Source organism: Saccharopolyspora gloriosae (assembly GCF_022828475.1).
Taxonomy (GTDB): domain Bacteria; phylum Actinomycetota; class Actinomycetes; order Mycobacteriales; family Pseudonocardiaceae; genus Saccharopolyspora_C; species Saccharopolyspora_C gloriosae_A.
In genome coordinates this window covers 4,545,576-4,571,885 of the sequence record NZ_CP059557.1, presented here as the reverse complement: position 1 = coordinate 4,571,885, position 26,310 = coordinate 4,545,576, and the positions used below count along the sequence as shown (strand labels likewise).

The following is a 26,310-nucleotide window of genomic DNA, read 5'->3' as shown; positions in this document are numbered from 1 at the left end:
GCACCGGCGGCGCTCGGCCTGAGCACCGAACCGGAACTCGTACTGGAACGACCCGAAGGCGGCGGAAGTGGCGAGGAAACCTCACGGCGGCGGCAGCGACGGTGGTGACGCCCCCGGCAGCAGGCCTTCGCAGCGGCACGGGAACATCGACGCGAGCAGCAGCGTTTCCGGCGCGCAGGACAGCATCAAGCAGACCGCGCAAGCCGGGCGCGCCTCCGGTTCCGGACCGGCGTCCACCTCCAGCACCAGCGCGCCGCCGTCCAGCGGGCCGCAGACCGGCCCGGACCTCGGCGGTTCGGGACCGGACAGCACGAAGCCGTCGGGAGCCGACACGCCCGACGGTCCGAGCGGGACTTCGCCGTCCGGTCGCAACGGTTCGCCGGACGACTCGTCGATCCAGGGCAACAACCGCGGTGCCGACGCGGAGCGCGTGGAGGCGGAGAAGAAGAACACCTGCGGTGACCCGATCGACGTGGCCAGCGGCGACATGGTGCTCGTGCAGACCGACGTGGAGCTGGCGGGTGTGCTGCCGCTGGTGCTGAAGCGGACGCACCTGTCGTCGTACCGAGTGGGGCGGCACTTCGGGCCGAGCTGGTCGTCGACGCTGGACCAGCGGCTGGAGGTCGACGGGAGCGAGGTCTCGTTCGCCGCCGACGACGGCACGCTGCTGTTCTACCCGCTGCCCGCGGACGAGTCGCCGGTGCTGCCGCGAACCGGTCCGCGCCGCGCCCTGACCCGCACCTCGGACGGGTTCACGATCGCCGACGTCGAGCAGGGCCGCACGCTGCACTTCGGCGTCGGACTCGGGCGTGCGGTGCTGCCGCTGCTGGCGATCACCGACCGCAACGGGCATCGCATCGACTTCGAACGCGACACGGCCGGGAAGCCGCTAGAGGTTCGTCACAGCGGCGGCTACCGCATCCGCGTCGACTCCGAGGACGGCCTGATCACGGCGCTGCACCTGCGGGATGCCGACGGCGGCGAGGACCTCCAGCTGGTGCGGTACGGCTATTCCGGCCGAAGGCTCACCGAGGTCACGAACGCGTCCGGGATGCCGCTGACGTTCACCTACGACGATTCGGGCCGGATCACGAGCTGGACCGACCGCAACGGCGCCTGGTACCGCTACGGCTACGACCACGGAGGCCGTGTCGTGCAGGCCGACGGCTCCGGCGGGTTCTTCAGCGGCACCATGTCCTATGAGGACGGTGCGACCACGTGGACGAACTCGTTGGGGCAGGAGACCACCTACCACCTCAACGATCGTGGCCAGACGATCCGCGAGGTCGATCCGGTCGGTGGCGAGGTCCGCTCCGAGTGGGACGAGTTCGACCGGCTGCTGTCCCGCACCGACCCGCTCGGGCGCACGGTGCGCTACGACTACGACGAATCCGGGAACCTGCTGGCCGCGACCCGGCCGGACGGATCCCAGACCCGCTTCGAGTACAACGAACTGCGACTGCCGACCACTGTGATCGCCCCCGACGGCACGGTGTCGCGCCGCGAGTACGACGAGCGCGGCAACCTCACGCGGCTGCTCGACCCGATGGGCGCGGCGACGACCTACACCTACGACGAGCACGGCCACCTCGCGGCGATCACCGACGCGCTGGGCGGAGTGCGGCGAGTCGGAACCGACGCGGCCGGGCTCCCGCTCACCCTCACCGACGCGACCGGTGCGACGACCCGCTACGAGCGGGACGTTTTCGGCCGAGCGTCGGCCATGGTCGATCCGCTCGGCGGCGCCACCCGGTTCGGCTGGACCGTCGACGGCAAACCGGCGTGGCGCACCTTGCCGGACGGCGCGACCGAGCGGTGGATCTACGACGGCGAAGGCAACCTCCGCACCCACGTAGACGCGCTGGGCCAGGCCACGCACACCGAGGTCACCCACTTCGACCTGCCCTCCGCCGAGGTTCGGCCCGACGGCACCCGCCTGGAGTTCGGCTACGACACCGAACTGCGCCTGACCAGCGTCACCAACGAGCAAGGACTCGTGTGGCGCTACGACTACGACGCGGTCGGCAACCTCGTGCGCGAGACCGACTTCAACGGCCGCGAGGTCACCTACCGGCACGACGCGGCCGGGCAGCTGCTGGAACGCACCAACGGCGTCGGCGAGACCACGACGTTCGTGCGCAACGTCCTCGGCGACGTCATCGAACGCCGAACCTCCGGCGCCACCACCACGTTCACCTACGACCTGGCCGGACGCCTCGCCGAGGCCATGGACGGCGACACCCAGATCCGCTTCCAGCGCGACGCCGCGGGCCGGGTGCTGTCGGAGAGCGTCAACGGCCGCACCGTCCACTCCGCCTACGACGCCCTCGGAAGGCGCACCCGCCGCCGCACGCCGTCAGGTGCGGAGAGCGCCTGGGAGTACAACGCCGCGCACCAGCCGGTGGCGCTGCACGCCGGCGACCGCACGCTGCGCTTCGACTACGACGCCGCCGGGCACGAGATCTCCCGCGCACTCGGCGCGAACGCCGTGCTCACCCAGGGCTGGGACGCCAACCACCAGCTGCTGTCGCAGCACATCACCGGAGCCACCGGGCACCAGGTCCAGCAGCGTTCCTACAACTACCGGGCCGACGGGCTGCTGACCGGCGTCAACGACACCCTCACCGGCCCGCGCACGTTCGAGCTGGACCGCGCAGGCCGAGTCACCGCAGTGCAGGCCGGCGGCTGGACCGAGCGCTACACCTACGACGCCGCCGGGAACGTCACGGATGCGGCGTGGCCGACGCCGGTGGGCTCGCCCGAAGCCGAATCCGTCGGCGACCGCGAATACTCCGGCACGCTGGTCCGCCGAGCCGGTTCGGTGCGCTACGAACACGACGCCCAAGGCCGCATGGTCCTGCGGCAGCAACGGCGCCTGTCGCACAAGCCGAACACCTGGCGGTATTTCTGGGACGCCGACGACCGGCTGACCGGCGTGCTCACGCCGGACGGCTCACGCTGGCGCTACCGCTACGACCCGCTGGGCCGTCGAGTCGCGAAGCAGCGCCTCGGACCGGGTGACCGCGTTCTGGAACAGATCGACTTCACCTGGGACGGCGTGGTGCTCGCCGAACAGGCCCACAGCGACGGCGTGCCCGGCGGCCTCCAGCTCGGCGACCTGCACGTGACGGTGTGGGACTACGAACCCGGCACCTTCCGCCCGCTGACCCAACGCGAACGCGCACCGCTGCGTCATGCGCCGCAGCACTGGGTGGACCAGCAGTTCTACTCGATCATCACGGACTTGGTCGGCTCCCCGACGGAACTCATCAACGACCAAGGCGGAGTCGCGTGGTTCCACCGAACGACGTTGTGGGGCAACACCCTCGACCACAGCCGCACCGGCGCCTACACCCCGCTGCGCTTCCCGGGCCAGTACGCCGACCCGGAAACGGGCCTGAACTACAACTTCCACAGGCACTACGACCCGGCCACGGGGCGGTACGGGAGCGGGGACCCGCTCGGGCTGGCTGCAGGACCAAATCCACATTCCTATGTGGGGAACCCGAACGAGCTCATCGACCCACTCGGTCTAGCCGTGGACTGCAAGAGGGCGGGGAAACGTGCGGACAAGATCAGCGCAAATGCCGAGCAGGGCACCGTTCGAAGGGCAGGGAACTACCACGGACGGCTATCCGAAGAGCTTGAGGGACAAATCTTGTCGAGGCCGGATGCCGTCTACGCTTCCACGGGAACAGGAGGCCGGCTGATCTTCCGCACTGACGGTGACGTTGTTATCACGGAAGGCAGTGGTGCCCGTGCCGGACAAGTCGTTACCAGCTACGGTCCGTCCGGCCCTAGAGGTGAGAGCGGTGCATCCATCTATGGTGGTGAACCGAGCGATCCGGGAATGCCGATCACTCACGATGCTCTCGTAAACGGCCAAGTTCCTCGTCCGGACGGGGGAACCCTTGCTCCTGCTCTGCAAATACGTTGAGGAAGCAGAATATGTTGAGGTTGCCGGGAACATCTGGGGTGGCCGTCGAGGCCTATTTCGGTAGTTCGTTGCCGCATCAGCCGAAGATGTCGATTGCTGACCTATCCGTTACGGTCGGGCCGTACCTGTCACCAGAAGCGCATGAAAGTCATTTTCTCGCCACGATCGGTAGTGGCGACTGGCACCCTGCGGAAGGCGATGAGATTAGGTTTGACCCTAAGTCGCGGAGTGCGTCAAGTCTTATTCTTAGGATTCCCGAAGAGAACGCTGCGAAAGTCGAGCCGCCGGTAAATATTAAATTGCAGGCCGTGTCGCTGACGCTTGCCGGTCGAGATGATTTGCAGCGGTTTGAGCTGCCCTCGGCTATATTTCGACGTGTCGCGCCAGGCGGGAAATCTTTGACATGCGCGTGGACGAACCGCTTGGATTCCGCGATGATGGAGAATCAATTTGAAATAGCTTCGTCGCTGAGTCTGATTAGTTTTAAAGGTGAGGTAGTTGGGTGGAACCTGGATAACCCTGAGCGGTTCCTAGTTGGGGGCTGGAGGATAACCTGGCAGGGCCGCCCGATCCGGAATTGGCGAGTGCCCTCGCTCGCTACCTCGGAACTCTCGATTATCAAGCGGCCGAAAAGATGATGGACGAGGATCCTGAAATTCGCCGTGAGTTGGAAGGTATATCGGCCAGCCTCGATCTTGGGGAAGGTGCTGTGGACCGAAGAAAGGTACTTGCGGACGCCATTGGTGAACTTTTGAATGCTTTCTACTGAGGGGGACGCGGTGAATTCGCATTGACGCCAACGGAAGAAATTTGCCGGATCAAGGGTGAGGAAATAGGCGTTGAATCTCCTTCTGGGATGGAGTTTTCCCATGTGGAAGTGAACTGTCCGGGTAATGCTGATCATGTTCTGGAAAATGCACGGGAAGTGCTCCTTTCGGTGCTTCGCGCGTTTGAACGTGCCGATCCAAATCGTGATCAGCTAGTGGCTTCGGTTCCTGGATGGTTCCGCGGCGAATGTGCACCGAAAGAAACCTCGGCGCAGACGCGGGCGAAGATGGAGCATCGACGTTCTCTTCCGCTGACTGAGAGGATAAAAGAGGAGGATGAAGAGTGGTGGTCCCTGGAAAGTTGGCTGCACTGGTTTACTGATGAAGAACGACAGTGGCAGTAGTGGGAAGGTGATGTGATCACTCAAGATCTGTTTGATGTGACCATTGCCATGCAGGGGTGGCCCGCTCCGGTGGCTGCTCTGGAGTGGCTGTTTCGGGCCTCCGGGGCAACTAGCGTGCAGTTCGATTACTGAGAGACCTGCTCAAGGTAGGAATCAGCACGGTATCCGCAGTTTTCATTGTCCGAAGAGGTCGCCGAGGCGGCGGCGTGGCTGCTCAGCGACCGCGCCTCGTACATCACGGGCGCGATCGTCCCGGCCGACGGGTGGCACGGCGGCCTGAACCACCGCCGGTCGGCGCAGGAGGGCCACGCCGACCGGGGCGGTGAGCCGGTGCCGGTGGGGGAGGGGAGCCGGCACCGGTTCGGTCTTCGGCTCACTGCGGCAAGCGGAGGGCTTCCTCAGGTGCGCAGGAGTCCACGCTTTTCGTTCGAGGCGCCTCGCGGGAAACCTCGGTCACGCAGCCGGCGCAACGGCGTGCGGCGGGTGGGTTGCTCAGGAGACGTCGTTGCACCGGGCCGGTGAGGAAGTGCCCGCAGGCGCTGGGAATGCGGAACGTCTCGTACCGCGCGGGCACCAGGTGCCATGCGGTCTCCAAGATCGATGTCATCCAGGTGCAGCCCGCCACCGGGTGGTGGTCCGGTAGCGGCACGATCGATCCGCACCGGTCATGAACCGCCATCACCGTCGCTCCTGGAGAGGGAGGCGAGCCCTTCGTGGATCCGTTCGCACTTGGTCGCATCCACCGCTGCCTTGTACGGCTGGCGGCAGTAGTAGCAGGTGCGGATCGTCCGTTCCAGTGGTGTCCAGCCGGAGGTCTCCGCGATGTCCGCGCGGTGTTCCATCATCGCTTCGGGACGATCATGACGTTTCATTGCTCGGCCCCTGCTCATTCTGGTGAATTCGGGTCGCTACTTCCGCTGTGGCCAGGTTGTTGCCATATCCGCTGGTAGCTTCGCCGCGTTTTGGTAATAGCGATCTTCGTAGGAGCATGGTGATCGCCGCTACCGAGTTGCCAGGAGCGCAGCGGGTGAACATCGGGCGAGTGCCGTGTGGACGAGAACCCGGGGAGTGAGCAGGTGGCAGCGACTCCGAAGGCACGTGCGCTGGGCATCGCCGTGCGCAAGATCCGCAACGAACGCCAGGTGACGTTGCGCGAGCTGGCGGAGCGGATAGGCCGCCACTCCGGCGAGATCTCCCGCTGGGAGAACGGGGAACGGCCGCTGACCAGCTTTGATCGACTTCGAGCAGGCCGCGACTCGCATCACGGCGGTGTCTCCCCTGCTGGTGCCGGGTCTGTTGCCGGATTCGGGCTACGTTCGGGCGATCATGGGCGCGGGCGGGGTGCCGGCGAGCGAGGTGTCCGCGCGGGTCGCACTGCGGTTGGGGCGCCGCGAAGTGCTCACCCGGACCGACCCGGTGACCATGCGGGCTTTCCTTGGTGAGGCTGTGCTGCACCAGATCGTCGGCGACCCCGGGATCATGGCCGCCCAACTCCGCAACCTCGTCGACAGCGGATGCCGTCCGAACGTGGAGCTGCGGGTGATTTCCGTTCCGCAGCGGCTGGCAACCGGCGCTGGAAGGTGCGTTCACCCTGCTCGAATCCGAGGTGTCCACGCCGATCGTGCAGTTGGAGAACCGGCGTTCCACCTTGTTCCTGCACGAGGACGACGACATCAGCGCATACCAGCACGCCGTGGACCACCTGCACGAGATCGCCCTCGGCGTGGCGGAGTCCAGCAGAGCCATGACCCGACGGATGCAGAGTCTGGAGCGAATGTGATGAGCGAGCAGCGCAGGTGGTTGAAGTCCAGCCGGAGTCAGAACGGTTCTGACTGCGTCGAGGTGTCTGCGGATTTGCGTCTGGTGCGGGATTCGAAGGACCCGGCGGGACCGGTATTACGCGTTGACGTGCCCGCGTTCACGGACGCGGTGAAGCGGGGGTGCTTCGACCGGAGGTGATCGTGAGTGCGCGGCTCGACTCCGGAAGCGGCGGGATTGCGCCCGTCGGCCGGGGAAAAGGGCCGTTCGGCCGAGGCCCCTCGTGCGATGGGCCGGGCATGCTGGGCGCGAAACGGGTCGGGCACCGAGGGGTGCACGTCCCACCCGGCCCGTCATCGCAGGGAGTTGGCTCGCAGTGCCGCGCAGACGCTTGTTCTCGATCGTCCTCAAAGCACTACTCGGCGTGGTGCTGTTGTGCGTGGCCGTTCTCGCGCTCCTCGGGCCGTCGTCCGTTTCGCTGCATGAGGAAGTACTGCACGAGGAGCGTTCCCAGGATTCCGGGGTGACCTACGAGGACGTCGGATCGTGGTACTCCAGCGACCTGTACCTGCTGAAGATCCTTCGCCCGACCGGCGTCAGGTACGAGCTGCACATCGGCCCGCAGGCGGAGATCTCGTACTATCCGGTGGTTCTGGCACTCGGCGCCGCTGGGGAGCCGCGGATCAGCGACGTCGCATGGTCGCCGGACCGGGTGGCAGTGCGATTCGAATCAGGGGAGACCTTGGAGGTTCCGGCGGACAACTTCCGCAGCGTCCGCTAGCGGGGAGCGAGGTGTGATCGTGTCAACCTGGGAGACGGGTGCGGCGGGAGTTCTCCGGTTGCCGTCGGGAAAACTCGTCCGGGGCAGGGGGTTGCGGTACTCGCTGCCGGCGGGGCCGCACCCGCAGTTCGCGCTGCACTTGCGCGGTCGTCGGCCGTCGCAGACGGAGTGGGAGAGTCGGTGGGTGCGCTGGCCCGATTTCCTGCTACCCGTGGACCGGGCGGACTTCGCCGCCGCGCTGCGTGAACTGCTGGCCCGCGCGGAGGACGAACGGGTCGAGGTCGCCTGCGGCGGCGGGGTAGGGCGAACGGGCGCCGCCTTGGCCTGCCTTTCCGTGCTTGATGGCGTGCCGCGCGAGCGGGCGATCGGCTACGTTCGGGAGCACTACTCGCGCCGTGCGGTGGAAACTCCGTGGCAGCGACGATTCGTCCGGACCGCGAACTTCACGTGAAAGTTCATGCCGGGGACGGGAATCGGGCCACGGGCCGCTGTCGGGGTCAGCCCGCGTCGAGGAACTTCAAGACCAGCGCTGCCGATTCTTCGCGGAACTCGTCGAAGTAGGCGTGGCGAGCTCCGGTGAGAACGTGCTTGGTGGCGCCGGGAATCCGTTGTTCCAAGAGGTCGGCGTTGACGACGGGGGCGAAGCGGTCGTCGTCGCCGTGCAGGATCAGCGTGGGGGCGGTGATCTCCGGCAAGTGGTCCCAAGCGTCGTGCCGGGAACTGACCCGCAAGTGCAGGCGGGTGGCTCCCGGAGTCATCGACGGGTCGCCGAGCACCGTGCTCTGCTCCGGTGCGCCGGTCCACGCGTCGGTGTACATCAGCTCGAACAGGACACGCCGCCGTTCGGCCGGGTCGGGGGTCATCAAGGAGCGGCGCACCTGTTGATCGCGTTCGACGGCGTGCGCGCCCCCTGGCGTGGTGCAGCCGAGCACCAGCCGGACGACCAGCTCCGGATGGTCGATGGCGAGCCACTGCGCGATGCGCCCACCCATCGACGTGCCGTAGACGTGGGCTTGCGAGTACCCGGCTTCGCGCACCACGGCGGCGGCGTCGGCGGCGAAGGACCGGGTCGTCCAGTCCGCTTCCGGCGCGCTCGTGGCTCCCGTTCCCCGGTAGTCGAAGGTGATCGTGCGGAACCGGGACTCGAATTCCGTCCGCACCCCGTCCCACCAGCGTTGTGAGTTCGCCTGTCCCTGCAGCAGGAGCAGGGCGGGACCGTCCTGATTCCCTTCGACGCGGTAGCTGATCCGGGCGCCATCAGAGGTGGTGAACTCGCGCATGACCGCCAGTATCTTCCTTCCTTCAGCCGAAGCGGACGGTGGCCTGGGTGTGCACGGTGCCGGGCTCAGCCGGCTCGCCTCGCGGGCCGGGCTTCCCGCCACGAGAACGGGATTCTCCGGCGAACACCGGTCCGCGGTGTAGTCCACGCCGGACACCACGCGCACCGGGATGCCTGTTCGGTCACGCCCCGGGGCCAGGATCGGTCCGCGCGCCACCCGTGGGGTTCGAGCGCCGCACGAGGCGTCTTCGAGCAGCGGATTCGATGCTTGCCGAGCTCCGGACGCGTCGAATTGCGGAGGACCGGTGGAGATTCAGGAAGTCGCACTGCCCGGAGTGTTCCGGATTCGGCCCGACCGGCTGTCGGACGAGCGCGGATGCTTCTACGAAGGTTTCCGCGCCGACCTGCTCGCCGAAAGCACCGGTGCGGAGTTCCGGGTCGCACAGATCAACTATTCGGTCTCCAAGCGGAACACCTTGCGCGGCTTGCACGGCGTGCTGATTCCGCCGGGTCAAGCCAAGTACGTCACCTGCGCGCGCGGCGTGCTTCAGGACGTGGTCGTCGACCTGCGGGTGGATTCGCCCACCTTCGGTCAGCACGTCTCGACCATTCTCGACGCGACGGAGGGGACCGCGATCCACGTGCCGGAGGGGTTCGGGCACGGATTCCTCGCGCTGCGCGACGACAGCTGCATCTGCTACGTGCTCTCGTCCGCCCACGTGCCGGGAACGCAGTTCGAGGTGGACCCGCTCGACCCCGAGCTCGCCCTGCCGTGGGAGCTGTCCGGGCCTCCGCTGATGTCCGCCAAAGACGCCGCGGCGCCGACGCTGCTCGCGGCGCGAGCAGCGGGAATCCTGCCGCGGTGGGCGGACGAGCACACCGACCCGCAAGCCGAGACCACGCCCGCTCGCTAACCCGGGCGGCAGGTCCTTCGCCCACCTCAGCCAGGGAGGCGCACTATGATCAACATCTTCCAGCCCACGCTCGGCGCCGCCGAGTTGGCGGCGGTCTCGGACGTGTTCGACAGCGGATGGCTGGGCCACGGACCGCGCACCGCCGCCTTCGAAACCGAATTCGCCGAGCACCTCGGCGTCGATCCGGCGCACGTCGTGTTCCTGAACTCCTGCACCGCGGCTCTGTTCATCGCCACCGAACTGCTGGAGCTGGGAGAGGGCGACGAGGTGGTGCTGCCGTCGATCAGCTTCGTCGCGGCCGCGAACGCCGTCGCCGCGACCGGTGCCCGGACGGTCTTCTGCGACGTGGACGCGCGCGGGCTGAACCCCGGCGTCGCCGACGTCGAGGCCGCGTTGACCGAGCGGACCAAAGCGGTGGTGCTGCTGCACTACGGCGGATATCCCGGAGAGGTCGAGGCGGTGGCGGAACTGTGCCGTGCCCGCGGCGTCGCGCTGATCGAGGATGCGGCCTGCGCGATCGCGTCGACAGTGCGGGACCGACTCGTCGGCACATTCGGCGATATGGCGATGTGGAGCTTCGACGCGATGAAGATCCTCAGCACCGGTGACGGTGGCATGCTCTACGTGCGTGAACCGGAAGCGGCGAGGCGGGCGCGACGGCTGGCCTACCACGGCTTGGAGCAGTCCAGCGGGTTCGCCAAGGCCAGGGTCTCCCACCGCTGGTGGGACCTCGACGTCCGCGACTTCGCCCGGCGGGTGATCGGCAACGACTTGACCGCCGCCATCGGGAGCGTGCAACTCGGCAGGCTGCCCGAGTTCGTCCGGCGCCGCAGCGAAATCGTCCGGCGGTACGACGCGGCGCTGACCGATGTGGACGGACTGAGGCCACCGCCGCCGCTGCCCGCCGGGCACAGCTCCTCCTACTACTTCTACTGGGTCCAGATGGACGCCGAAATCCGCGACCAGGTCGCCGCTGACCTGTACGCCGCGGGGATCTACACGACGTTCCGCTATCCGCCGCTGCACAAGGTGCCCGCCTACGGGGCCGCCGAGTCGTTGCCTGAGGCGGATCGCGCCTCCGACGAGACGCTGTGCCTGCCGCTGCACCAAGGGCTCACCGATGCCCAGGTCGACCAGGTCGCCGAACAAGTGCGCAAGGCCATCGCGAACCGGTCGCGCGCGCGGCAGCGGCGGTGAACGCCGCCATGCGACTGCTGTTCCTGGCCACTGCCGTGAACGAACATCACGAGGTGGCGATGGGGGTGGACCTGGCCACGCAGGTGCGCGGCGCGGGCATCGACAGCCACTTCGCGGTGCACCCGTTCAACTCGCACCAGCTGAAGGCCGCGGGATTTCCGTACACGCTCGTCGCACCGGACTCCCGCGAAGACGTGCGCGCGGTGCTGGGCCGCCTGGTCTCCGAACTGCGGCCGGACGCGTTGGTGCTCAGCGACTACGTGGTGCACTGGTTGACCTTCACCTTCAGCTACGGCCTGGACCCGTGGTGCATCGAGGAGCTGGGCGTGCCGGTGATCCCGATGGACCTCTACGAACTGAGCGCGGACAGCCTCGAAGTCGAGATCATGGGCCGGAGCGAGCGGATCTCGGACCGAATCTTGGACATGCCCGCCCGGCTTCGGCCCGTCCCGGCCGCTCGCCCGGACAGCGCGGACGCGAACTGCTTCGCCTACCGGAGCACCGTGTCTCCGGGGCCGAGCACCCAGCGGCGGCAACGGGTCCGGGAGGAGCTCTCGCTCGGCCCGGACGACAGGCTGCTCGTCGTACCGACGCTCCAGCCGCAGTACGACATGATCAGCCGGGCCGGCGGGGCCACCCGCGAGCTCGCGGCGCGAGTGCCGGAACTGGTCGTGTCGTATCTCCGCGCGTTGCCGGAGAACACGCATTTCTTGCTGCCCGGTCCGGAATTCGACGCCTATCGAGCGCTACCTGCCGAACGCACTCGCATTCGGCCGGAGCACACCGCGAGCGAGCTCGGTGAATGGGTTCGAGCGGCGGACGGGGTGTGGTCGTCGTATTTCCCGGCCGCCGTCTTGGAAATGGCCGTGCTCGCCGATGTTCCCGGATTCCTCACCACCGGATCCCACGGCCCCGGTGCGAGGCCGGGGCCGATCACAGGGGAGTGGCTGGATCGGTTCCCCGGCGAGGTTCCCCCGTTCACTCTGTGGCCGTGGCGCTGGAATGCGATCACGCGGCCGACGCTGACGGAGAATCCCTTTCTGCCCGCGGGATCGGTGGCCGACATCTTCGACGAGGACGCCGTGCTGACGGGTCTCACACGGATGCTGCACGACCCTGACGCCAGGGCCGGCCTGGCGGCCGGACGCGCGGACTACCTGCGGCGGATCGACCTGCTGCCCTCGGCATCGGAGGTGGTCCGCGCCGCGGTGCAGCGATCGGCGCGCGGACGCTGACCGATGCGGATCGCCCCGGGGAACCGTGCGTTCGATTGACCTCAACTTTGGTTCAGGTTGTAGCGTCCGGTTCTGTCGTCCGCGAATGACCGGAGCGGACGGAATAGCCGCTGAAAGGATGGGGAATGCGAATCGATGACGAGCTGTCCGCCGTTCTCGCCGAGGTGCGAGTTCTGGAGCTGAGCACGATCGCGCGCGACGGCGGACTCAACGTCCGGCCCATGGCGGGCGCCTGGGTACCCGAGACGCAGCAGATCATCATCACCACCCCGTTGTCGTATCCGCAGAAGGCGTTCAACATTCGCCGGGACGGCCGGGTGGCGTTGCTCTTCTCCGACCCGACGGGAAGCGGTCTGAGCGGAAAGCCGAACGTTCTCGTGCAAGGGACGGCGAGCGCGCCGAACGTGATCGCGCCGCCGCAGGACATCAAGGACTACTGGGCGGAACTTCTGCGCAAATCTCCGACACTCGCCGACGAGGTCGCCGAGGCGGAGGCGCAGGGGACGATGGACTGGTACTACCTGCGGTTGCCGTTCTTCGTCACCCCGGAGCGGGTGCACGCGTTGGAGGCACCGGAGGCGGGAGGCACCTTCGAGCCGTACCCCCCGGAGGAGGAACCGCTCGCCGTCCAGGTCAAGGACGCGCTGAGCCGCTACCCCACGGCGGTGTTCGCCGCCAGGGACACGACCGGCCACCCCTACGCGGTTCGCGCGCGGGTCTCGGAGTCGGATGTGGACGGCGAGCTGGTGGTGCGCACCTCGGAGGACTTCGCGGGCAAGGTCGGCCCGGCGAACCTGTTGTGGCACCGGCACGACGGCCGTTCCGGGGAGATGCTCTCGTTGCACGTCGCCGGCACCGCGTACGGCTCGGGACGGGAGTGGCGGTTCACCCCGGAGCGCATCCCCGGCGCGCTCGCCTCCGGGCACGGAGCGGGCTCGTTCGAGGAATGGATCGACGATGGCCGTGCTCGGACCGAGCAGTACCTGCAGCGGCGCGGCCTCGCGGCTCCCCGCATCGACTGGTCGGCGCTGACCGCGCTGGCACCCTCATGATGCGGGACGCGGTGAAGGTCGAGATCTTCGGCGATGTCCTGTGCCCGTGGTGCTACATCGGTCTGCACCGCGTGGAGCTGGCGCTGGGAATGGTGGCGGAACCGGTACGAGACCGGTTGGAGCCGGTGTGGCGTTGTCATGCCTTGATCCCGGACGCCCCTAAGACGCCCGGGCCGACCGTGCCCGAGGCGATGGCCGGGTACCTGCCCGCTGAGCAGGTACCCGCCCGGATAGCTCTGATCGAGTCCACGGGCTCCGAGCACGGGTTGGTGATCGACCTCGCCGGTACCCGACAGGTGTCCAGCTTCGACGCCCACCGCTTGCTCGCGCTGGCCGCGGACCGAGGGTGCGCGGCAGAGCTGTGGCGACTGCTGTTCCGAGCGCACTTCAGCGAGCATCGGGTGATCTCCTCGACGACGGTGCTCGCGGAACTCGGTGTCGAAGCGGGTCTCGCGGAAGACGAGGTGACCCGGCTGCTCACCGGTACGGAGCGCGCTGAGCAAGTGCGGGCCGATTACCGCCGGTCGGCGGAGTCGGGCGTGACCGCGATCCCCTCGATCGTGCTGGACGGCGGCCGGCCGATATCAGGCTTGGCGCCTGCGGCGGAGGTGGCCGAGCTGCTGGGAACGGCGGTCTCGAACGCGAACCGGTCGTGAGCGGTGCGGGAACCGGCGATGGCCGGTTCCCGCACCACGACCCGGTCAGCTCACCGTTGCCGTCCGCTGCCACTGTTCCTGGAGCAGGGACAACAGTTCCGCGGCGCTCAACGCGCCGGACACCGCCCGGTCCGAGCCGAACCGGTAGGAGGGCACGGCGGTGACACCGACATCGGAGGCCCTGGACTCGTCGAGCCGCACCTGGTCGGCGTACTGGTCGCCGGCGAGCAACGCCGCGGCCGCCCCGCCATCGCAGCCCGCCTCGACCGCCAGGCGCCGCAGCACGCCGTGATCGGACAGGTCGGCGCCCTCCGCGTGATATGCGTGCATCAGCAGATTCAGCAGCACGTCCTCGTGCCCGGACTCCCGCGCCGAGTGGAGCAACCGGTGCATGTCGAAGGTGTTGACCGGCCGCACCTGTTCCGGCCGGAGCACCACGTTCCCGGCGGCGCCGCCGGACCTGATCCGGTCGAAGACGCTCTCGATCTCGGATTCCGGCATGCCCCAGTCCCGCCGCATGATGTCGACGAGCTTGTCGCCCTGGCCCGGAGGCAGCCCTGGGCGCAGTTCGAACGAACGCCACACCGTGCGCACCTGCTCGGCGTGCGGGAACCGTTCCAGCGCCGCGGTCCAGTTGAGCTTGCCCAAGTAGCACCACGGGCACACCACGTCGGCCCAGATCTCCACCGTCAGCAGTTCATCTCGCCGGTTCATTCGCGCTCCTCCGATTCCGTTTCCGCTGGCATGCTCCGGCCCTGCAACGCCAGCGTGATCAGCACTGACAGCGCGAGGAATCCGGCGACGACGAGAAACACCACGTTCAGCGACGAGGCGAAGGTCTCCAGGACGGGCTGGGCCAGCCGGTCGTCGACGTGGGTGAGGAACGAGGTGTCGTCGAAGTCCACCGTTCCCCGGTTCTGGAGCTGGTCGAGCAGGTGCGCGTTGGCGGGGTCCGCGAGCGTGCCGGGGTCGCCCAGCGCCGAGCGCAGCGGAGGTTCGGCCGCCGCGGCGCGGAAGTCCTCGCCCGCCCGGGAACTCGCGATCCCGAACAGCAGGGACACGAACACCGCCGTCCCGGCGACACCGCCGATCTGGCGGGAGAAGCTGTACAGGCCGCTGGCGAGCCCGAGGTCGGACTGGGGCACGCTGCTCTGGATCGCCACCAGGATCACCTGGAAGAACAACCCCATCCCGTAGCCGAGGCAGGTGACGAGCACCCCGAGGACCCACAGCGGAGTCTGCAACCCGACCTGCCCGAGCAGCGCGAACACCACGGTCATCAGCGCCATGCCCGCGGCCAGCACCGGCTGATAACCGAACCGTTCGGTCAGCGCGCTCGAATTGCGGGCACCGAGTGTGGTGGCCAGCGACTGCGGCAGCAGTAACAGGCCGGCCGCGGTGGGGCTGAGCCCTTGCACGATCTGCAGGTACAGCGGCAGCAAGGCCAGGCCGGCGAAAACGCCGATGCCGCCCAGGAAATTGACCGCGTTCACCAACGAGAAGGACAGGTTCCGAAACAGCCTGCCGGGTAGCAACGCGCCATCGCCCACGCGTCGTTGCACGGTCAGGAACAGGGCCAGTCCGACCCCGCCCGCGGCGAACGACAACAGTGACAACGGCGAGCCCCAGCCCCATTCCCGCCCGTTCTCGGCGACCACGAGCAGCGGGAACACGCACAGCACGAGCGTGATCGCACCGCCGAAGTCCACCCGGTGGGCCACCCGCTCGTTCGGCACCCGCAGCAGCAGGGCGACCAGCACGCACGCCACCAGGCCGATCGGCAGGTTGATCAGGAAGATCCAGCGCCAGCCCGCGATGCCCAGGATCTGGTCGGCACCGGCGAACAACCCGCCCAGCACCGGCCCGGCGACGCTCGCCAGCGCGAAGACCGCCCCGAGGTTCGCCTGGTAGCGCGATCGCTTCTCGGCCGGAGAGATGTCGGCGACCACGGCCAGGGCCAGTGAGGTGAGCCCACCCGCCCCGAGTCCCTGCACCGCTCGTGCCGCGGCCAGCTGGTAGATCGATTGCGCCATCCCGCACAGCAGCGAACCGGCCAGGAACAGCAGGATCGCGGTGAGGTACAGCGGCTTGCGGCCGTATATGTCGGAGAGCTTGCCGTACAGCGGTGCCGAGACGGTCATGGTGACCAGGTAGGCCGTCGTCACCCACGCCTGCAACGTGAGTCCGTGCAGCTGGTCGGCGACGGTGCGCAGCGCCGAGGCCATGATCATGGTGTCCAGCGCGCCGAGGAACATGCCGAGCATCAAGCCGACGAGGATGGAGATCAGTGCGGCCCGGCTCGGCAGTGGTGGCCGTTCGCCGGCCACGGGGCGGATCGTGTCGGTCATCCTCGATCACCTGGCGCTCCGTACCTGGCCCGGACGAGTCTGGTCGGCGTCATGTGAAGTCCCCCTTGGAAAGGTCGTCATCCCCAGTGCGGGGGCGCATGGAGCCGCCCCCGGACGGGAGTCTGCTACCTCAAGCAAAGTCGAGGTCAAGGTTCGGGCACGCCGTTCGGCGCGTCGTCGAGGTGCTTTCGAGTGACGCTGGAGCGGTCCCGACGACCGTGGGGGAATGCGAGTTCTCTTTGTTGCAGGCGGCAGCGGCGGGGTCATCTTCGCCGTGACTCCGCTGGCCCTCGCCGTGCGAAACGCCGGCCACGAAGTGTTGGTCGCCACCCCTGAGAACACCGTCCCGACCGTGACCAGCACCGGTCTTCCGGCGGTGGCGGCGACCGACAAGACGATGATGGACTTCATGTTCGCCGACCGGCTGGGCACGCCGTTGACCCTGCCGAAGGACCCGCACGAGCGGCTGATCTTCAACGGTCGCGGCTTCGGCCGGTTCGCGGCGCACAGCCTCCCCGCGCTCACCCAGCTCACCGAGGACTGGCGGCCCGACGTCGTCGTCGGCGGAGCGCTGTCGTACTCCGCGCCGCTGATCGCGGCGAAGCTCGGTGTGCCGCACGTCAAGCACGCCATCGACATGGGCGAGCCGCGCGTGCTCGACCTCGCCGCGGCCGCGGAACTGGGGCCGGAGCTCGCGGAGCTCGGGCTGGACGACCTGCCGCGGCCGGACCTGTTCGTGGACGTCTGCCCGCCGAGCCTGCGGCGGGCCGACGCGGCCGATTGCCAGCCGATGCGCTACATCCCCGTCAGCAGCCAACGCCGCATCGAACCGTGGATGTACCGGCGCGGCACGCGCCCGCGGCTACTGGTGACCGCGGGCAGCCGGGTCACCAAGGAGTACGACTTCGAGGTCCTGGACGGGCTGGTGCGCAAGGTGTCGAAGCTGGACGTCGAACTGCTGGTGGCCGCACCGGACGACATCGCCACCGACCTCGGATCGCTGCCGGAGAACGTGCACGCCGGTTGGATTCCGCTGGACGTGGTGGTCCGCACGACCGACCTGCTGGTCCACCACGCGGGCGGGAACACGATGCTCACGGCGATGGCCAACGGCGTGCCGCAGGTGCTCATCCCGTACCTGCCGAACGTGGTCGACTACGCCGACAGGCTCAGCTCGTTCGGCGCGGCGAAGACGATCCAGCCCGGCGCGGATTCCGCGGAGGCGATCGTCGAGGCGGCGACCGAAGTGGTGAACGACCTCACCTACCGGGACCGGGCGCAGGAGGTGGCGGCGGAGAACGCGGCGATGCCGACTCCCGCCGAAGTGACCGGGGTTCTGGAAGAGCTGGCGGCGACGCGGGGGTGAACCGCGCCGGGCGCCGTCGGCACCGAACCGCGCCCCAGCAATCCGAGCAGGCGTCCCGCGCTCGGCGGGAGGCCCATGATCGTGCGACCCGGACCGGGTCGCCTGCACCATCGAGAAAGGACATGCGCACGTGAACAAGAAACTCAGCAGCGCCGCCGGACTGTTCGTGCTCGCCACCGCCGGTGCGTTCCTGGCACCGGCCGCGCAGGCAGGCACCGCCGCCACGGCCGTGCCCTACCTGTGCCCGACCGAGGTCGACGGTGAGCCGTTCGTGCTCGACTACGAGCGCGGTTACGACGTCACCGCCCCGGCCCAGGTGCAGCCGGGCGAGCACTTCACCGTCAAGTTCGACTCGGAGCCGATCAACCCGTTACCGCAGTTCAACAAGCAGGTCTGGGATGTGCGGATGGTGTTCACGCTGCCTGCGGACGCCGAGGTCGCCGGTTACGAGCTCGTCGGCGGCTCGAACCTCGGCGACTCGCAGCAGAACGTCCAGGTCGAGGGGGATCGCCTCATCTTGGACGCCACCGGGCCGTTCGTCGCCGATGAGGACGCGGACCTGCCCGATCTGGTGGTGGAACTGGTCGCCCCCGCGGAGGGAGAACTGGTGACGGCTCCGGCGGGTACCAGCTACGACGATCCCGGTTTCCGCTGGACGAGCGAGGATCCGAGCAACGGCCAGGTCGGCGACCTGCAGTGCTACCCGGACCCGAAGAAGCCGGTGCGGTTCACCACGACGGCGGTCCAGGCGACCGAGCAGGGCTGATCCACCCGTTGTGCGCGCAGCGGTGGCGCCGGTGAGGCGCCACCGCTGCGGCATGTCCGGGATCGTCATCGGCACCACCGCACCGGGCTCCGTTCAAGGAGGACCCCGATGCGGAGAAGTCAGTCGTGGCGCCCGTTTCCGGCCCACGCCGCCGCAGCCGGACCGAACCGCAGCATGGTGTGCGTCCCGGCCGCGGTCACGTCCCGCGCGAACCGGTGCAACCGGCAGGTGTCGTCCTGACCGCGCGTCCCCGCCGAGCGCACCAGCCGGTTGATGGCGGTCGTCAGCAGCTCGGCGGACATGGCGCAGTCCCGCATCGACCGCAGCGTTGCGCGCTGCGTGACGTGCCCTGCGTCGGCGATCTCGGCGACCCGATCGAGCAGCAGTTCCGCGGCGTCGATCTCGCATTCCGCACGCACGACCGCCATCTCGCCCTCGGTCGCCGCCTGCGCCTGCTCGGCGGGACGTGCCGCGGCGAGGTCCCACCAACCGGCCAGCGCGCCGCGGGCCGCACCGAGCATCGGCGCGGCGAACGAGAGCCCGTTGACCGCGCGCAGCGGCACCGCCGGTCGAGGCGGTTCGTCCCGCGGCCCGCAGCCGGCCAGCACGTCGTCGGCGGGGAACGAACATTCCTCGGCGACGAACACGTCCGCGGCGTGCAGATCGTTGCTGGCGGTGGCGCGCATCCCGGCGCTGCGCCAGGAGTCGGTGGTGCGGTAGGAATTTCGCGGCAGCAGGAAGAAACGGCTCTCCACCGCTTGCTCCCCTCGGAACTCGGTGCTGCGGGCCAGCGTCCAGGCGGCGTGCTCGACGGCACTGACGTAGGGCCACCGTCCGCTGAGCCGCCATCCGCCGGGAACCCGCTCCGCACGACCGGAGGGGACCAGCGCACCTGCCAGCAACACGTCCGGCCCGTCCGCCCAGAGCAGGTCGCGCCCGGCGCGGGGCAGGAACCCGGCGATACGGCCGACCGCTGCGCCCAGCGACCCGTACCACGCCGCGGAGGAGCAGGCGGCGCCGATCCGGGCGACGTCGCGCACCAGATCCCGGAAGGTGCCGTCGCGTCCGCCGAACTCGGCGGGCACGAAGTGGGCCGGGAACCCCGCCGCGACGAGACCCGCCACGACCTCATCGTCGAGGCGGCGGTGGTGATCCGCGGCCGCCGCGTTCGTCGCGGCGAGCTCGGTGGCGCGGGTGAGCTGGTCCATCATCGCGCTGCCTTGGCCGATTTCACGATCGCGTAACCGAGTTGCTCCCGTTCCAGCGCGATCACCTGCGCGATCATGCCCTGGAACTCCGCGGCGAAATCCGCTCCGCCTCGCTCGACGATGCGGTCGTGGTTCTCGCCGACGATCTGTTCGGTCCGCTCCACCGAGCGACGCAGCTGCGCGGTCGCGTCGGTGGTCCGCAGCACGGTCAGCCCGGCTTCCTCGATCATCCGCCGGTACCCCTGTTCGGTCGGCAACGAGTCGACGGTGAACCCGTCGGCCAGCACCGCCCGCTGATCCGGGGTGAGCACGGTGCGTTCGGTGTAGTCGGAGAGCACGAACACGCCGCCCGGGCGCAGCACACGGCGAATCTCGCGCACCGCGGCAGGGCGGTCCGACAAGTACATGATCGACTCCACGGCCCAGGCCGCGTCGAACGACGCGTCGGGGTAGGGCAGCCGCATCGCGTCGGCGTGCTCGAATCGGACGCGGCCGGCGAGTTCGGCTTCCGCCGCGAGCCGGTTGCCGGTCTCGACCTGTTCGGAGCTGACCGTGATGCCGACGACCTCGGCACCGGTGCGCTGCGCCGCTCGGATCGCGGGCCTTCCAGGACCGCAGCCGACGTCGAGCAGTCGATCGCCCGCACCCAAGTCCAGCTCGCCGAGCAGCACATCGGTCAGGCGGTCCTTCGGATCGGCGTCCGGATCGTCGTCGTCCCAGAAGCCGATGTGCAGGTTGTGGCCCATGAACATCTCGTAGAGCCAGCTCCGGTCGTCGTAGTACTCCCCGACCTCGTCAGGGGTCATCGCGTGTTTGTCGGTCACGATCGCCGAACCTCCGCCGTCGCCTCGGTTGTGCTGATACCCGGATGGTGTTCGCCGGTGCTCGTGGCGTGCTCGACACCGCTTCGAGTCGCGGTGTTCCCGACCTCTCGGGACGGAACAGCTGGAGGAACGCTGGAGGCGGCGCCCGGATCGGTTGACCTCAACTGCACTTGAGCTTTTACGGTGGTAGTTGATCCTGTCGCCGGCCGCGCGCTGCGCTCGGCGGTGTTCCACCGGAGGGGCCGGAGGTGTTGAACGGTGAAAGCCGTGGTGTTTGAAGAGAACGGGCCACCGGAGGTGCTTCGGGTCGTCGAACTCGACGACCCGCGACCCGGACCGCGCCAGCTGCGGGTGCGGGTGCGGGCCGCCGGGGTGCAGCCGTTCGACACCGGCGTGCGCCAAGGCTGGCCCGGATTCCCGGTCGAGTTCCCGCAGCAGATCGGCAACGAGTACGCCGGGGTGGTGGACGAGGTCGGTGCCGAAGTCACCGGTTTCGCCGTCGGTGACGAGGTGCTGGGCTGGGTCTTCATGTCCGGACTCGCGGAGTACGTGGTCGTCGACGAGACGGCGGCGGTGCGCAAGCCCTCGTCGATGACGTGGGAGGTGGCGGGCTCGCTCTCGGCGTCCGGGCAGACCGCTTACACCGCGTTGCACGAACTCGGGGTCGGGTCCGGGACCACGGTGCTGATCCACGCGGCAGCGGGAGGGGTCGGCACCGTGGCGGTGCAGCTCGCGAAGGCGTGGGGGGCGACCGTGATCGGAACCGCGAGCGAGGCCAACCACGCGTACCTCAAGGAACTCGGTGCCGTGCCGGTGACTTACGGCGACGGGCTGGTGGACCGAGTCAGAGCGCTCGCCCCGGGAGGTGTGGACGCGGTGCTCGACGGGGCCGGCGGGCAAGCCCTGCGGGATTCGATCGACCTGGTCTCCATCCCCGACCGCGTCGCGACGCTGGTCGACCACGATCTCGCCGAGCAGCTCGGGGCGCGGGGAATCCGCGCCGAGCGCTCCGCTCAGCGCCTCGCGGAGCTCGTCGATCTCCACCAGCGGGGGGAGCTGCGGCTGCACGTGCGGTCGACCTTCGACCTGGAACACGCGGCGCAGGCGCACCGGGATGTCGAAACGGGGCACGGCAAGGGCAAGGTCGTCGTGCTGGTCGGTGAGTGAGCACCGGTGCGACGACGAGGTGGGCGATACCGGTGCGGTATCGCCCACCTCTCACGCTCACGGGTCATGCGGCCGCGGCCGCGCAGGTTTCCAAGATCTGGAGGCGTCCGGCGAGATCGGTGTCGGCGGCCGAGACCATGATGCTCACCGTCGTCGCGCCCGCGTCCCGATATTCGGCCAACCGGGCCGCGATGCGCTCCGTCGGCCCGAGCAGCGCCGTGGCGTTGATCAGTTCGAACGGCACCGCGGCCGCCGCGGCCGCGTGGTCCCCGGCGGCGACGTGTTCGTGGATTCGGTCCACGGCCTCGGCGAAGCCGAGCCTGCGCGCCAGTCCACAGTAGATGTTGGTGTCCCGGTCGCCGATGCCCATCAAGTACCCGTACTGGCCGCGAAGTCGGTCGGCGGCCTCACCCGGATCCGTGTCCACGGCCGCCGGGACGCAGGGAATGACGGCGAAGTCGGGCAGCTCGCCGCCCCGGCGGGCGCGTCCACGCTCGATGTGCCGGCACGCGTCCGCCACGGCCTCCGGAGATACGAAGGCACCGAGCCAGCCGTCCGCGATCTCACCGGCCAGCCGCAGGTTCGCCGGACCGACCGCGGCCAAGTAGATGGGCAGGTCCGGTCGGTGCCCGGCGGTGTAGAGGTGCAGCGGCGCCGCCTGGCGCCCTCCGGCCGGAAGCCGGAAGTGCCTGCCCTGGTAGGTGACCGGGTCGCCGCGCAGTGCGGCGCGGACGATCTCGACGTATTCCCTGGTCCGCTCGAGCGGCCGCTCGAACGGCACGCCGTACCAGCCCTCCGAGACGTCCGGGTTCGAGACCCCCAGCCCGAGCCGCAGCCTGCCGCCCGAGATCGAGTCGAGCGTGGCCGCGGTCAGCGCGGCGGTGGCCGGTGGCCGAGCCGGGATCTGCATCGCGCACGTGCCCAGCGCGATGCGCCGGGTGCGTCCCGCGACCAGGCCGAGCACGCTCGCCGCATCGGATCGGTACCCCTCGGGTGCGAGTGCGAGTTCGTAACCGAGTTCTTCCGCGCGCTCGGCCAGCGCGGCGGCATCGCTGAATATCAGGTTGACGGCGAGTTCCATGTGCTGGTGCGCCCCTATCACGTTGCGGCTTTCGTCGTGGTCAGATCAGATGCGCGCCGCCGTCAACCGGGACCACCGCGCCGGTCAGGTATCGGGCCGCGAGCACGCCGGCGACCGCTTCGGCGACGTCCTCGGGATTTCCGACCCGGCCGAGCGGCGTGGCTTCCCGAACCTTTTCCGCGATGGCCGCGAAGAACGGATCATCGCTGGTCCACGGGGTTTCGATCAGTCCGGGGGCGACGGCGTTGACGCGGATTCGGGGTCCGAGTGCTTTTGCCAGCAACCGAGTCATGTGCTCGATGGCCGCTTTGCTCACGGCGTACGGAATGGAACTTCCCGCCGGGCGGCTGCCGGCGACCGAGGAGATGTTCGTGATGGTGCCGGAATCGGAATGCTTCAGGTGCGACGCGGCGATCGCGGACAACTGCCAGGTTCCGAGCACGTTCAGGTCCAGTATTCGCCGCCACACTTCGACGGTCGCCGAATCGAGATCACCGTGCGGGATGACCTCCGTCGTTCCCGCGTTGTTGATCAGCGCGTCCAAGCGGCCGCACCGCTCGACGGTCTCCGCGACGAGCCGTTCGGCCTGCTCGGGAACGGACACGTCGGCCTGCACGTAGATCGCGCCCGGCAGGCTTTCCGCGAGGTCGGTGCCGGGGCCTGGGGAGCGTGAGTTGATGACCACGCGCATCCCGTCAGCCGCGAGCCGACGTGCGATTCCCGCGCCGATGCCCGACGCGGAACCGGTGATGAGGGCTACCTGATTTCCCGTCATGGCGGATTCCTCGTGCTAGTGGTTCGGACCGCTTCAGCGTGGTTTCATCAGCTCAAGGATCGGCCGAGATCCACTCGATGTCGTCGTTTCGGAGCGGCGCGGTGCGGAAACCGGCTGTCGTGTTTCCGCCAAACTTCCTCCGGGACTGAAGTCCGGGGATGTTAAATCCTCGTTTTTCCGGTGTGTCCGGGGATGGGAAGGTTTCGCGGGTTGCGGAAAGATTCACTCGTTCGTCTCAATCGTCCGGCTTGCTTCCCTCTGTAGTCTGGTCTGCACGAGGGCTGGTCGAGTCGATGGTTTGCGCCGTGTTCAGCTAGGTCGTCGGATTTCCGATTCGGATGGCCGAGAAGCGCGGCTAAAGCGGTGCGCTATTCGTCTTGCGAGCAAGACGAGTGGTCTCGCGTGTGTGTTTTTTCGCCGGCCGAACGGTTCGGTGAGATACGATCGCGTCGTGCCGATCCCAAGGGGCGGGGTCGGCATGACCGGTTAAGTGAATATGAATTTCAACTCATCCTGGGGGATTCGAGTGAAACAATTTGACTCCGGCCTATCCTTTTCCGGGGCCGGGACCTCGGTCGTGGATGAACGAGAAGCCGTCCGCGACCCGGAGTTCCGGGTGCTGGGGCCGTTGGAGGTCGTGGACGGAGAACGGGAGTGCACGCCGAGCGCGCCGAAGGTGCGTCAGGTGCTGGCCCTGCTGGTGCTGCGGGCGAACCAAGTCGTCTACGCGGACTCCCTGATCCAGGAGTTGTGGGGGGAGAACCCGCCGCCCAGCGCGCTGACCACGATCCAGACCTACATCTACCACCTGCGCAAATTGATCGAACGCGAGCAGCTGGCCGATGACGGCGAACAGCTCGTCGTGACGCGATCGCCCGGCTACACCTTGCGGGTGCGCCCGGATCAGGTGGATCTGGCGTCGTTCCAGCGGTTGAGCAGATCCGGCAGGAGGCACCTGGAACAAGGCAGGCCCGACGAAGCGGTGGCCGACCTGCGCGCCTCGCTCGCGCTGTGGTCCGGTTCGCCGCTGGCCAACGTGAACCACGGGTCACAGCTGTCCGCGTACGTCGCGGAGCTGCGTGAACACCAGATGGCCACGCTGCAGTTGCGGATCGAGGGGGAGATGCGGCTCGGCATGCACCGAGAGCTGCTGGGTGAGCTGCACTCGCTGGTGGAAACGCATCCCTTCGACGAGTGGCTGCACGCGCAGCTGATCCGGGCGCTCGACCGCAGTGGCAGGCGCAGCGATGCGCTCAACATCTACCACCGACTGCGCCTGAACCTGGACAGCGAACTCGGCCTGGACCCCTCGCAGGACGTCCAGGAACTGCACTACCAGGTGCTCACGGCAACGGTTCGCGGCTGAAGTTCGTGGCGGCGCCGTTTCGCGCGGCAGCCGACCGAGACCGGGCGCCCGCCGGCGGGAGCACTCCCACCGGCGGGCGCCGGAGTCTTGCGCCGTGCCGAGGAATTCACGTCACGAGTTCTTGAGCACGAACTCTCTGATCGACTCGATGGTGTAATCGATCATTTCCTCGGTCAGCCCGGGGTAAACGCCGACCCAGAAGGTGTGCTCGGTGACGATGTCGCTGTTGGTGAGCTCCTCGGAGACCCGGTATTCGCGGTCGAAGTAGGCCGGGTGGCGGGTCAGGTTGCCGCCGAAGAACCGGCGGGTCGCGATGCGCCGGTTTTCGAGGAAGGTGACGAGTTCCCGGCGTGTGTACGGTGCTTCCGGGAGCACGGTGAGCACGAAGCCGAACCAGCTGGGGTCGCCACCGGGCGTGGGCTCGGGCAGCAGCAGGCCGGGCAGGCCGTCCAGAGCGTGGCGCATCCGCTGCCAGTGGGACCGCCGGACGGCGCCGAACTCGTCGATCCGCCCGAGCTGCGTCACCCCGAGCGCGGCCTGCAGGTCGGTGGACTTCAGGTTGTAGCCGACGTGGGAGAAGATGTACTTGTGGTCGTAGCCGTGCGGCAGGTCGCCGAGCTGCTGGTCGAACCGCTTGAAGCAGCGGTTGTCCTCCCCGGGTTCGCACCAGCAGTCCCGTCCCCAGTCGCGCAGTGATTCGACGATGCGCGCCAGCGCGAGGTCGTCGGTGAGCACGCAGCCGCCTTCGCCCATGGTGATGTGGTGGGCGGGGTAGAAGCTGACCGTCGCCATGTCTCCGAAGGTCCCGGTGAGCCGGCCCTGGTAGGTGGAGCCGACGGCGTCGCAGTTGTCCTCGATCAGCAGTAGTCCGTGCTGCTGTGCGATTTCCGCGATCTCGGTCGCGGCGAACGGGTTTCCGAGCGAGTGGGCCATCATGATGGCCTTGGTGCGCGGTCCGATGGCGGCGGCGACCCGGTCCGGGGTCGTGTTGTAGGTGCCGAGCTCGATGTCGGTGAACACCGGTATGAGTCCATTGTGGATTATCGGGTTCACGGTGGTGGGGAACCCCGCGGCGACCGTGATCACCTCGTCGCCGGGCACCAGCCGGGCATCCTCGCGCTGCGGTGAGGTCAGCGCGCTGAGCGCGAGCAGGTTCGCCGAGGAACCCGAGTTCGTCAGGTGCGCCTTGCGGAGACCGAACATCCGGCTGAACTCGCGCTCGAACCGGCGGGAAGCGGGTCCCGCCGCGATGCGCATCTCCAGCGCGGCTTCGACCAGCGCCACTCGATCGTCGGCGTCGAGTGCCGCTCCCGACGCGGGGATGGGCGTTTCACCCGGGACGAAATCCGCACCGGATTTCCGCTCGTGGTATTCGCGAACCTGCTGCAAGATCGTCGCCTTGTCAGTCATCTTCGGTCGTCTCCCAATG

25 protein-coding genes and 3 pseudogenes are annotated in these 26,310 nt (G+C 68.3%); 19 read left to right on the top strand and 9 right to left on the bottom strand.

The window, feature by feature from the left end; all coding sequences use genetic code 11:
- Window positions 1-67: 67 nt before the first annotated feature.
- The 4 genes and pseudogenes from H2Q94_RS19790 to H2Q94_RS31020 all read left to right on the top strand — a co-directional run.
- Window positions 68-3,937: an RHS repeat-associated core domain-containing protein gene (locus H2Q94_RS19790; protein ID WP_243788693.1), complete on the top strand. Its 3,870-nt coding sequence runs from the start codon at window positions 68-70 to the stop codon at window positions 3,935-3,937.
- A 38-nt stretch (window positions 3,938-3,975) separates the two neighbouring features.
- The gene (locus H2Q94_RS19785) at window positions 3,976-4,575 is read left to right on the top strand and encodes a hypothetical protein (RefSeq protein ID WP_243788692.1); all 600 of its coding nucleotides are present in this window, start codon (window positions 3,976-3,978) and stop codon (window positions 4,573-4,575) included.
- A 152-nt stretch (window positions 4,576-4,727) separates the two neighbouring features.
- Window positions 4,728-5,108 (top strand): hypothetical protein, encoded by a 381-nt coding sequence (locus H2Q94_RS19780; protein WP_243788691.1) that lies wholly within the window; start codon window positions 4,728-4,730, stop codon window positions 5,106-5,108.
- A 186-nt stretch (window positions 5,109-5,294) separates the two neighbouring features.
- Window positions 5,295-5,381, top strand: a pseudogene (locus H2Q94_RS31020) (SDR family oxidoreductase); the annotation flags it as partial.
- Window positions 5,382-5,773: 392 nt separating this feature from the next.
- On the opposite strand, the gene H2Q94_RS19775 reads toward H2Q94_RS31020, so the two are convergent.
- Window positions 5,774-5,980, bottom strand: a complete 207-nt coding sequence (locus H2Q94_RS19775) for a hypothetical protein (RefSeq protein ID WP_243788690.1) — start codon at window positions 5,978-5,980, stop codon at window positions 5,774-5,776.
- Between the two features lie 177 nt (window positions 5,981-6,157).
- On the opposite strand from H2Q94_RS19775, the pseudogene H2Q94_RS30730 reads away from it, so the two are divergent.
- The 6 genes and pseudogenes from H2Q94_RS30730 to H2Q94_RS19745 all read left to right on the top strand — a co-directional run.
- Window positions 6,158-6,295, top strand: a pseudogene (locus H2Q94_RS30730) (hypothetical protein); the annotation flags it as partial.
- Between the two features lie 82 nt (window positions 6,296-6,377).
- A pseudogene (locus tag H2Q94_RS19765) lies at window positions 6,378-6,608 on the top strand (Scr1 family TA system antitoxin-like transcriptional regulator); the annotation flags it as partial.
- Window positions 6,609-6,714: 106 nt separating this feature from the next.
- The gene (locus H2Q94_RS19760; RefSeq protein WP_243788689.1) at window positions 6,715-6,888 is read left to right on the top strand and encodes a hypothetical protein; all 174 of its coding nucleotides are present in this window, start codon (window positions 6,715-6,717) and stop codon (window positions 6,886-6,888) included.
- Complete coding sequence (locus H2Q94_RS19755) at window positions 6,888-7,067, top strand: DUF397 domain-containing protein (RefSeq protein WP_243795806.1); 180 nt, start codon at window positions 6,888-6,890, stop codon at window positions 7,065-7,067. The genes H2Q94_RS19760 and H2Q94_RS19755 overlap by 1 nt, the downstream gene beginning before the upstream one ends.
- 175 nt (window positions 7,068-7,242) lie before the next feature.
- On the top strand, window positions 7,243-7,647 hold the full coding sequence (locus H2Q94_RS19750; protein WP_243788688.1) for a hypothetical protein: 405 nt from the start codon (window positions 7,243-7,245) through the stop codon (window positions 7,645-7,647).
- 16 nt (window positions 7,648-7,663) lie between these two features.
- Window positions 7,664-8,098 (top strand): protein-tyrosine phosphatase family protein, encoded by a 435-nt coding sequence (locus tag H2Q94_RS19745; protein WP_243795803.1) that lies wholly within the window; start codon window positions 7,664-7,666, stop codon window positions 8,096-8,098.
- A gap of 46 nt (window positions 8,099-8,144) precedes the next feature.
- On the opposite strand, the gene H2Q94_RS19740 is transcribed toward H2Q94_RS19745, so the two are convergent.
- A complete protein-coding gene (locus H2Q94_RS19740) occupies window positions 8,145-8,927 on the bottom strand; it encodes an alpha/beta fold hydrolase (protein ID WP_243788687.1) in 783 nt (260 codons plus the stop codon).
- 304 nt (window positions 8,928-9,231) lie between these two features.
- Here H2Q94_RS19740 and H2Q94_RS19735 point away from each other — a divergent pair, with 304 nt between their 5' ends.
- The 5 genes from H2Q94_RS19735 to H2Q94_RS19715 all read left to right on the top strand — a co-directional run bounded on the left by H2Q94_RS19735 (window position 9,232) and on the right by H2Q94_RS19715 (window position 13,980).
- Window positions 9,232-9,840, top strand: coding sequence for a dTDP-4-dehydrorhamnose 3,5-epimerase family protein (locus H2Q94_RS19735; protein ID WP_243788686.1), 609 nt, complete (start codon window positions 9,232-9,234; stop codon window positions 9,838-9,840).
- A 45-nt stretch (window positions 9,841-9,885) separates the two neighbouring features.
- On the top strand, window positions 9,886-11,037 hold the full coding sequence (locus H2Q94_RS19730; RefSeq protein WP_243788685.1) for a DegT/DnrJ/EryC1/StrS family aminotransferase: 1,152 nt from the start codon (window positions 9,886-9,888) through the stop codon (window positions 11,035-11,037).
- An 8-nt stretch (window positions 11,038-11,045) separates the two neighbouring features.
- Window positions 11,046-12,272 (top strand): DUF6365 family protein, encoded by a 1,227-nt coding sequence (locus H2Q94_RS19725; protein ID WP_243788684.1) that lies wholly within the window; start codon window positions 11,046-11,048, stop codon window positions 12,270-12,272.
- A gap of 125 nt (window positions 12,273-12,397) precedes the next feature.
- The gene (locus H2Q94_RS19720; RefSeq protein WP_243788683.1) at window positions 12,398-13,324 is read left to right on the top strand and encodes a pyridoxamine 5'-phosphate oxidase family protein; all 927 of its coding nucleotides are present in this window, start codon (window positions 12,398-12,400) and stop codon (window positions 13,322-13,324) included.
- Window positions 13,321-13,980, top strand: coding sequence for a DsbA family oxidoreductase (locus tag H2Q94_RS19715; protein ID WP_243788682.1), 660 nt, complete (start codon window positions 13,321-13,323; stop codon window positions 13,978-13,980). The genes H2Q94_RS19720 and H2Q94_RS19715 overlap by 4 nt, the downstream gene beginning before the upstream one ends.
- A 45-nt stretch (window positions 13,981-14,025) precedes the next feature.
- Here H2Q94_RS19715 and H2Q94_RS19710 read toward each other — a convergent pair whose 3' ends face one another.
- Window positions 14,026-14,694 carry a DsbA family oxidoreductase gene (locus tag H2Q94_RS19710; protein ID WP_243788681.1) on the bottom strand — a complete coding sequence of 223 codons (669 nt, stop codon included), beginning with the start codon at window positions 14,692-14,694 and terminating at the stop codon, window positions 14,026-14,028.
- Window positions 14,691-16,328 (bottom strand): MDR family MFS transporter, encoded by a 1,638-nt coding sequence (locus tag H2Q94_RS19705; protein ID WP_243788680.1) that lies wholly within the window; start codon window positions 16,326-16,328, stop codon window positions 14,691-14,693. The genes H2Q94_RS19710 and H2Q94_RS19705 overlap by 4 nt, the downstream gene beginning before the upstream one ends.
- A gap of 226 nt (window positions 16,329-16,554) precedes the next feature.
- Here H2Q94_RS19705 and H2Q94_RS19700 point away from each other — a divergent pair, with 226 nt between their 5' ends.
- Together H2Q94_RS19700 and H2Q94_RS19695 are read left to right on the top strand one after the other, a co-directional pair.
- Window positions 16,555-17,694 carry a nucleotide disphospho-sugar-binding domain-containing protein gene (locus tag H2Q94_RS19700; protein ID WP_243788679.1) on the top strand — a complete coding sequence of 380 codons (1,140 nt, stop codon included), beginning with the start codon at window positions 16,555-16,557 and terminating at the stop codon, window positions 17,692-17,694.
- Window positions 17,695-17,824: 130 nt separating this feature from the next.
- On the top strand, window positions 17,825-18,460 hold the full coding sequence (locus H2Q94_RS19695; protein WP_243788678.1) for a hypothetical protein: 636 nt from the start codon (window positions 17,825-17,827) through the stop codon (window positions 18,458-18,460).
- Between the two features lie 119 nt (window positions 18,461-18,579).
- Here the strand turns inward: H2Q94_RS19695 and H2Q94_RS19690 are convergent, their stop codons facing one another.
- Window positions 18,580-19,671, bottom strand: coding sequence for an acyl-CoA dehydrogenase family protein (locus tag H2Q94_RS19690; protein WP_243788677.1), 1,092 nt, complete (start codon window positions 19,669-19,671; stop codon window positions 18,580-18,582).
- Window positions 19,668-20,492: an SAM-dependent methyltransferase gene (locus tag H2Q94_RS19685; RefSeq protein WP_243788676.1), complete on the bottom strand. Its 825-nt coding sequence runs from the start codon at window positions 20,490-20,492 to the stop codon at window positions 19,668-19,670. Before H2Q94_RS19685 ends, H2Q94_RS19690 begins: the two co-directional genes overlap by 4 nt.
- Window positions 20,493-20,750: 258 nt before the next feature.
- Here H2Q94_RS19685 and H2Q94_RS19680 point away from each other — a divergent pair, with 258 nt between their 5' ends.
- Window positions 20,751-21,659, top strand: a complete 909-nt coding sequence (locus H2Q94_RS19680; protein WP_243788675.1) for an NADP-dependent oxidoreductase — start codon at window positions 20,751-20,753, stop codon at window positions 21,657-21,659.
- A gap of 64 nt (window positions 21,660-21,723) precedes the next feature.
- Here the strand turns inward: H2Q94_RS19680 and H2Q94_RS19675 are convergent, their stop codons facing one another.
- Window positions 21,724-22,740, bottom strand: coding sequence for an LLM class flavin-dependent oxidoreductase (locus H2Q94_RS19675; protein WP_243788674.1), 1,017 nt, complete (start codon window positions 22,738-22,740; stop codon window positions 21,724-21,726).
- 40 nt (window positions 22,741-22,780) lie between these two features.
- Window positions 22,781-23,515 (bottom strand): SDR family NAD(P)-dependent oxidoreductase, encoded by a 735-nt coding sequence (locus H2Q94_RS19670; protein ID WP_243788673.1) that lies wholly within the window; start codon window positions 23,513-23,515, stop codon window positions 22,781-22,783.
- A 577-nt stretch (window positions 23,516-24,092) separates the two neighbouring features.
- Between H2Q94_RS19670 and H2Q94_RS19665 the strand changes: the two genes are divergently transcribed.
- Window positions 24,093-24,881, top strand: a complete 789-nt coding sequence (locus H2Q94_RS19665; RefSeq protein ID WP_243788672.1) for an AfsR/SARP family transcriptional regulator — start codon at window positions 24,093-24,095, stop codon at window positions 24,879-24,881.
- A gap of 111 nt (window positions 24,882-24,992) precedes the next feature.
- Here H2Q94_RS19665 and rfbH read toward each other — a convergent pair whose 3' ends face one another.
- A complete protein-coding gene (rfbH, locus tag H2Q94_RS19660; protein WP_243788671.1) occupies window positions 24,993-26,291 on the bottom strand; it encodes a lipopolysaccharide biosynthesis protein RfbH in 1,299 nt (432 codons plus the stop codon).
- Between the last annotated feature and the right edge of the window lie 19 nt (window positions 26,292-26,310).

Excerpts from the sequence above, each read along its gene's own strand:
- H2Q94_RS19730 (WP_243788685.1), top strand. The coding sequence starts at position 9,886 with ATGATCAACATCTTCCAGCCCACGCTCGGCGCCGCCGAGTTGGCGGCG.
- H2Q94_RS19740 (WP_243788687.1), bottom strand. The coding sequence starts at position 8,927 with ATGCGCGAGTTCACCACCTCTGATGGCGCCCGGATCAGCTACCGCGTC.
- H2Q94_RS19700 (WP_243788679.1), top strand. The coding sequence starts at position 16,555 with ATGCGAGTTCTCTTTGTTGCAGGCGGCAGCGGCGGGGTCATCTTCGCC.
- H2Q94_RS19710 (WP_243788681.1), bottom strand. The coding sequence starts at position 14,694 with ATGAACCGGCGAGATGAACTGCTGACGGTGGAGATCTGGGCCGACGTG.
- rfbH (WP_243788671.1), bottom strand. The coding sequence starts at position 26,291 with ATGACTGACAAGGCGACGATCTTGCAGCAGGTTCGCGAATACCACGAG.
- H2Q94_RS19755 (WP_243795806.1), top strand. The coding sequence starts at position 6,888 with ATGAGCGAGCAGCGCAGGTGGTTGAAGTCCAGCCGGAGTCAGAACGGT.
- H2Q94_RS19670 (WP_243788673.1), bottom strand. The coding sequence starts at position 23,515 with ATGACGGGAAATCAGGTAGCCCTCATCACCGGTTCCGCGTCGGGCATC.
- H2Q94_RS19725 (WP_243788684.1), top strand. The coding sequence starts at position 11,046 with ATGCGACTGCTGTTCCTGGCCACTGCCGTGAACGAACATCACGAGGTG.
- H2Q94_RS19720 (WP_243788683.1), top strand. The coding sequence starts at position 12,398 with ATGCGAATCGATGACGAGCTGTCCGCCGTTCTCGCCGAGGTGCGAGTT.
- H2Q94_RS19675 (WP_243788674.1), bottom strand. The coding sequence starts at position 22,740 with ATGGAACTCGCCGTCAACCTGATATTCAGCGATGCCGCCGCGCTGGCC.
- H2Q94_RS19715 (WP_243788682.1), top strand. The coding sequence starts at position 13,321 with ATGATGCGGGACGCGGTGAAGGTCGAGATCTTCGGCGATGTCCTGTGC.
- H2Q94_RS19775 (WP_243788690.1), bottom strand. The coding sequence starts at position 5,980 with ATGAAACGTCATGATCGTCCCGAAGCGATGATGGAACACCGCGCGGAC.
- H2Q94_RS19705 (WP_243788680.1), bottom strand. The coding sequence starts at position 16,328 with ATGACCGACACGATCCGCCCCGTGGCCGGCGAACGGCCACCACTGCCG.
- H2Q94_RS19690 (WP_243788677.1), bottom strand. The coding sequence starts at position 19,671 with ATGATGGACCAGCTCACCCGCGCCACCGAGCTCGCCGCGACGAACGCG.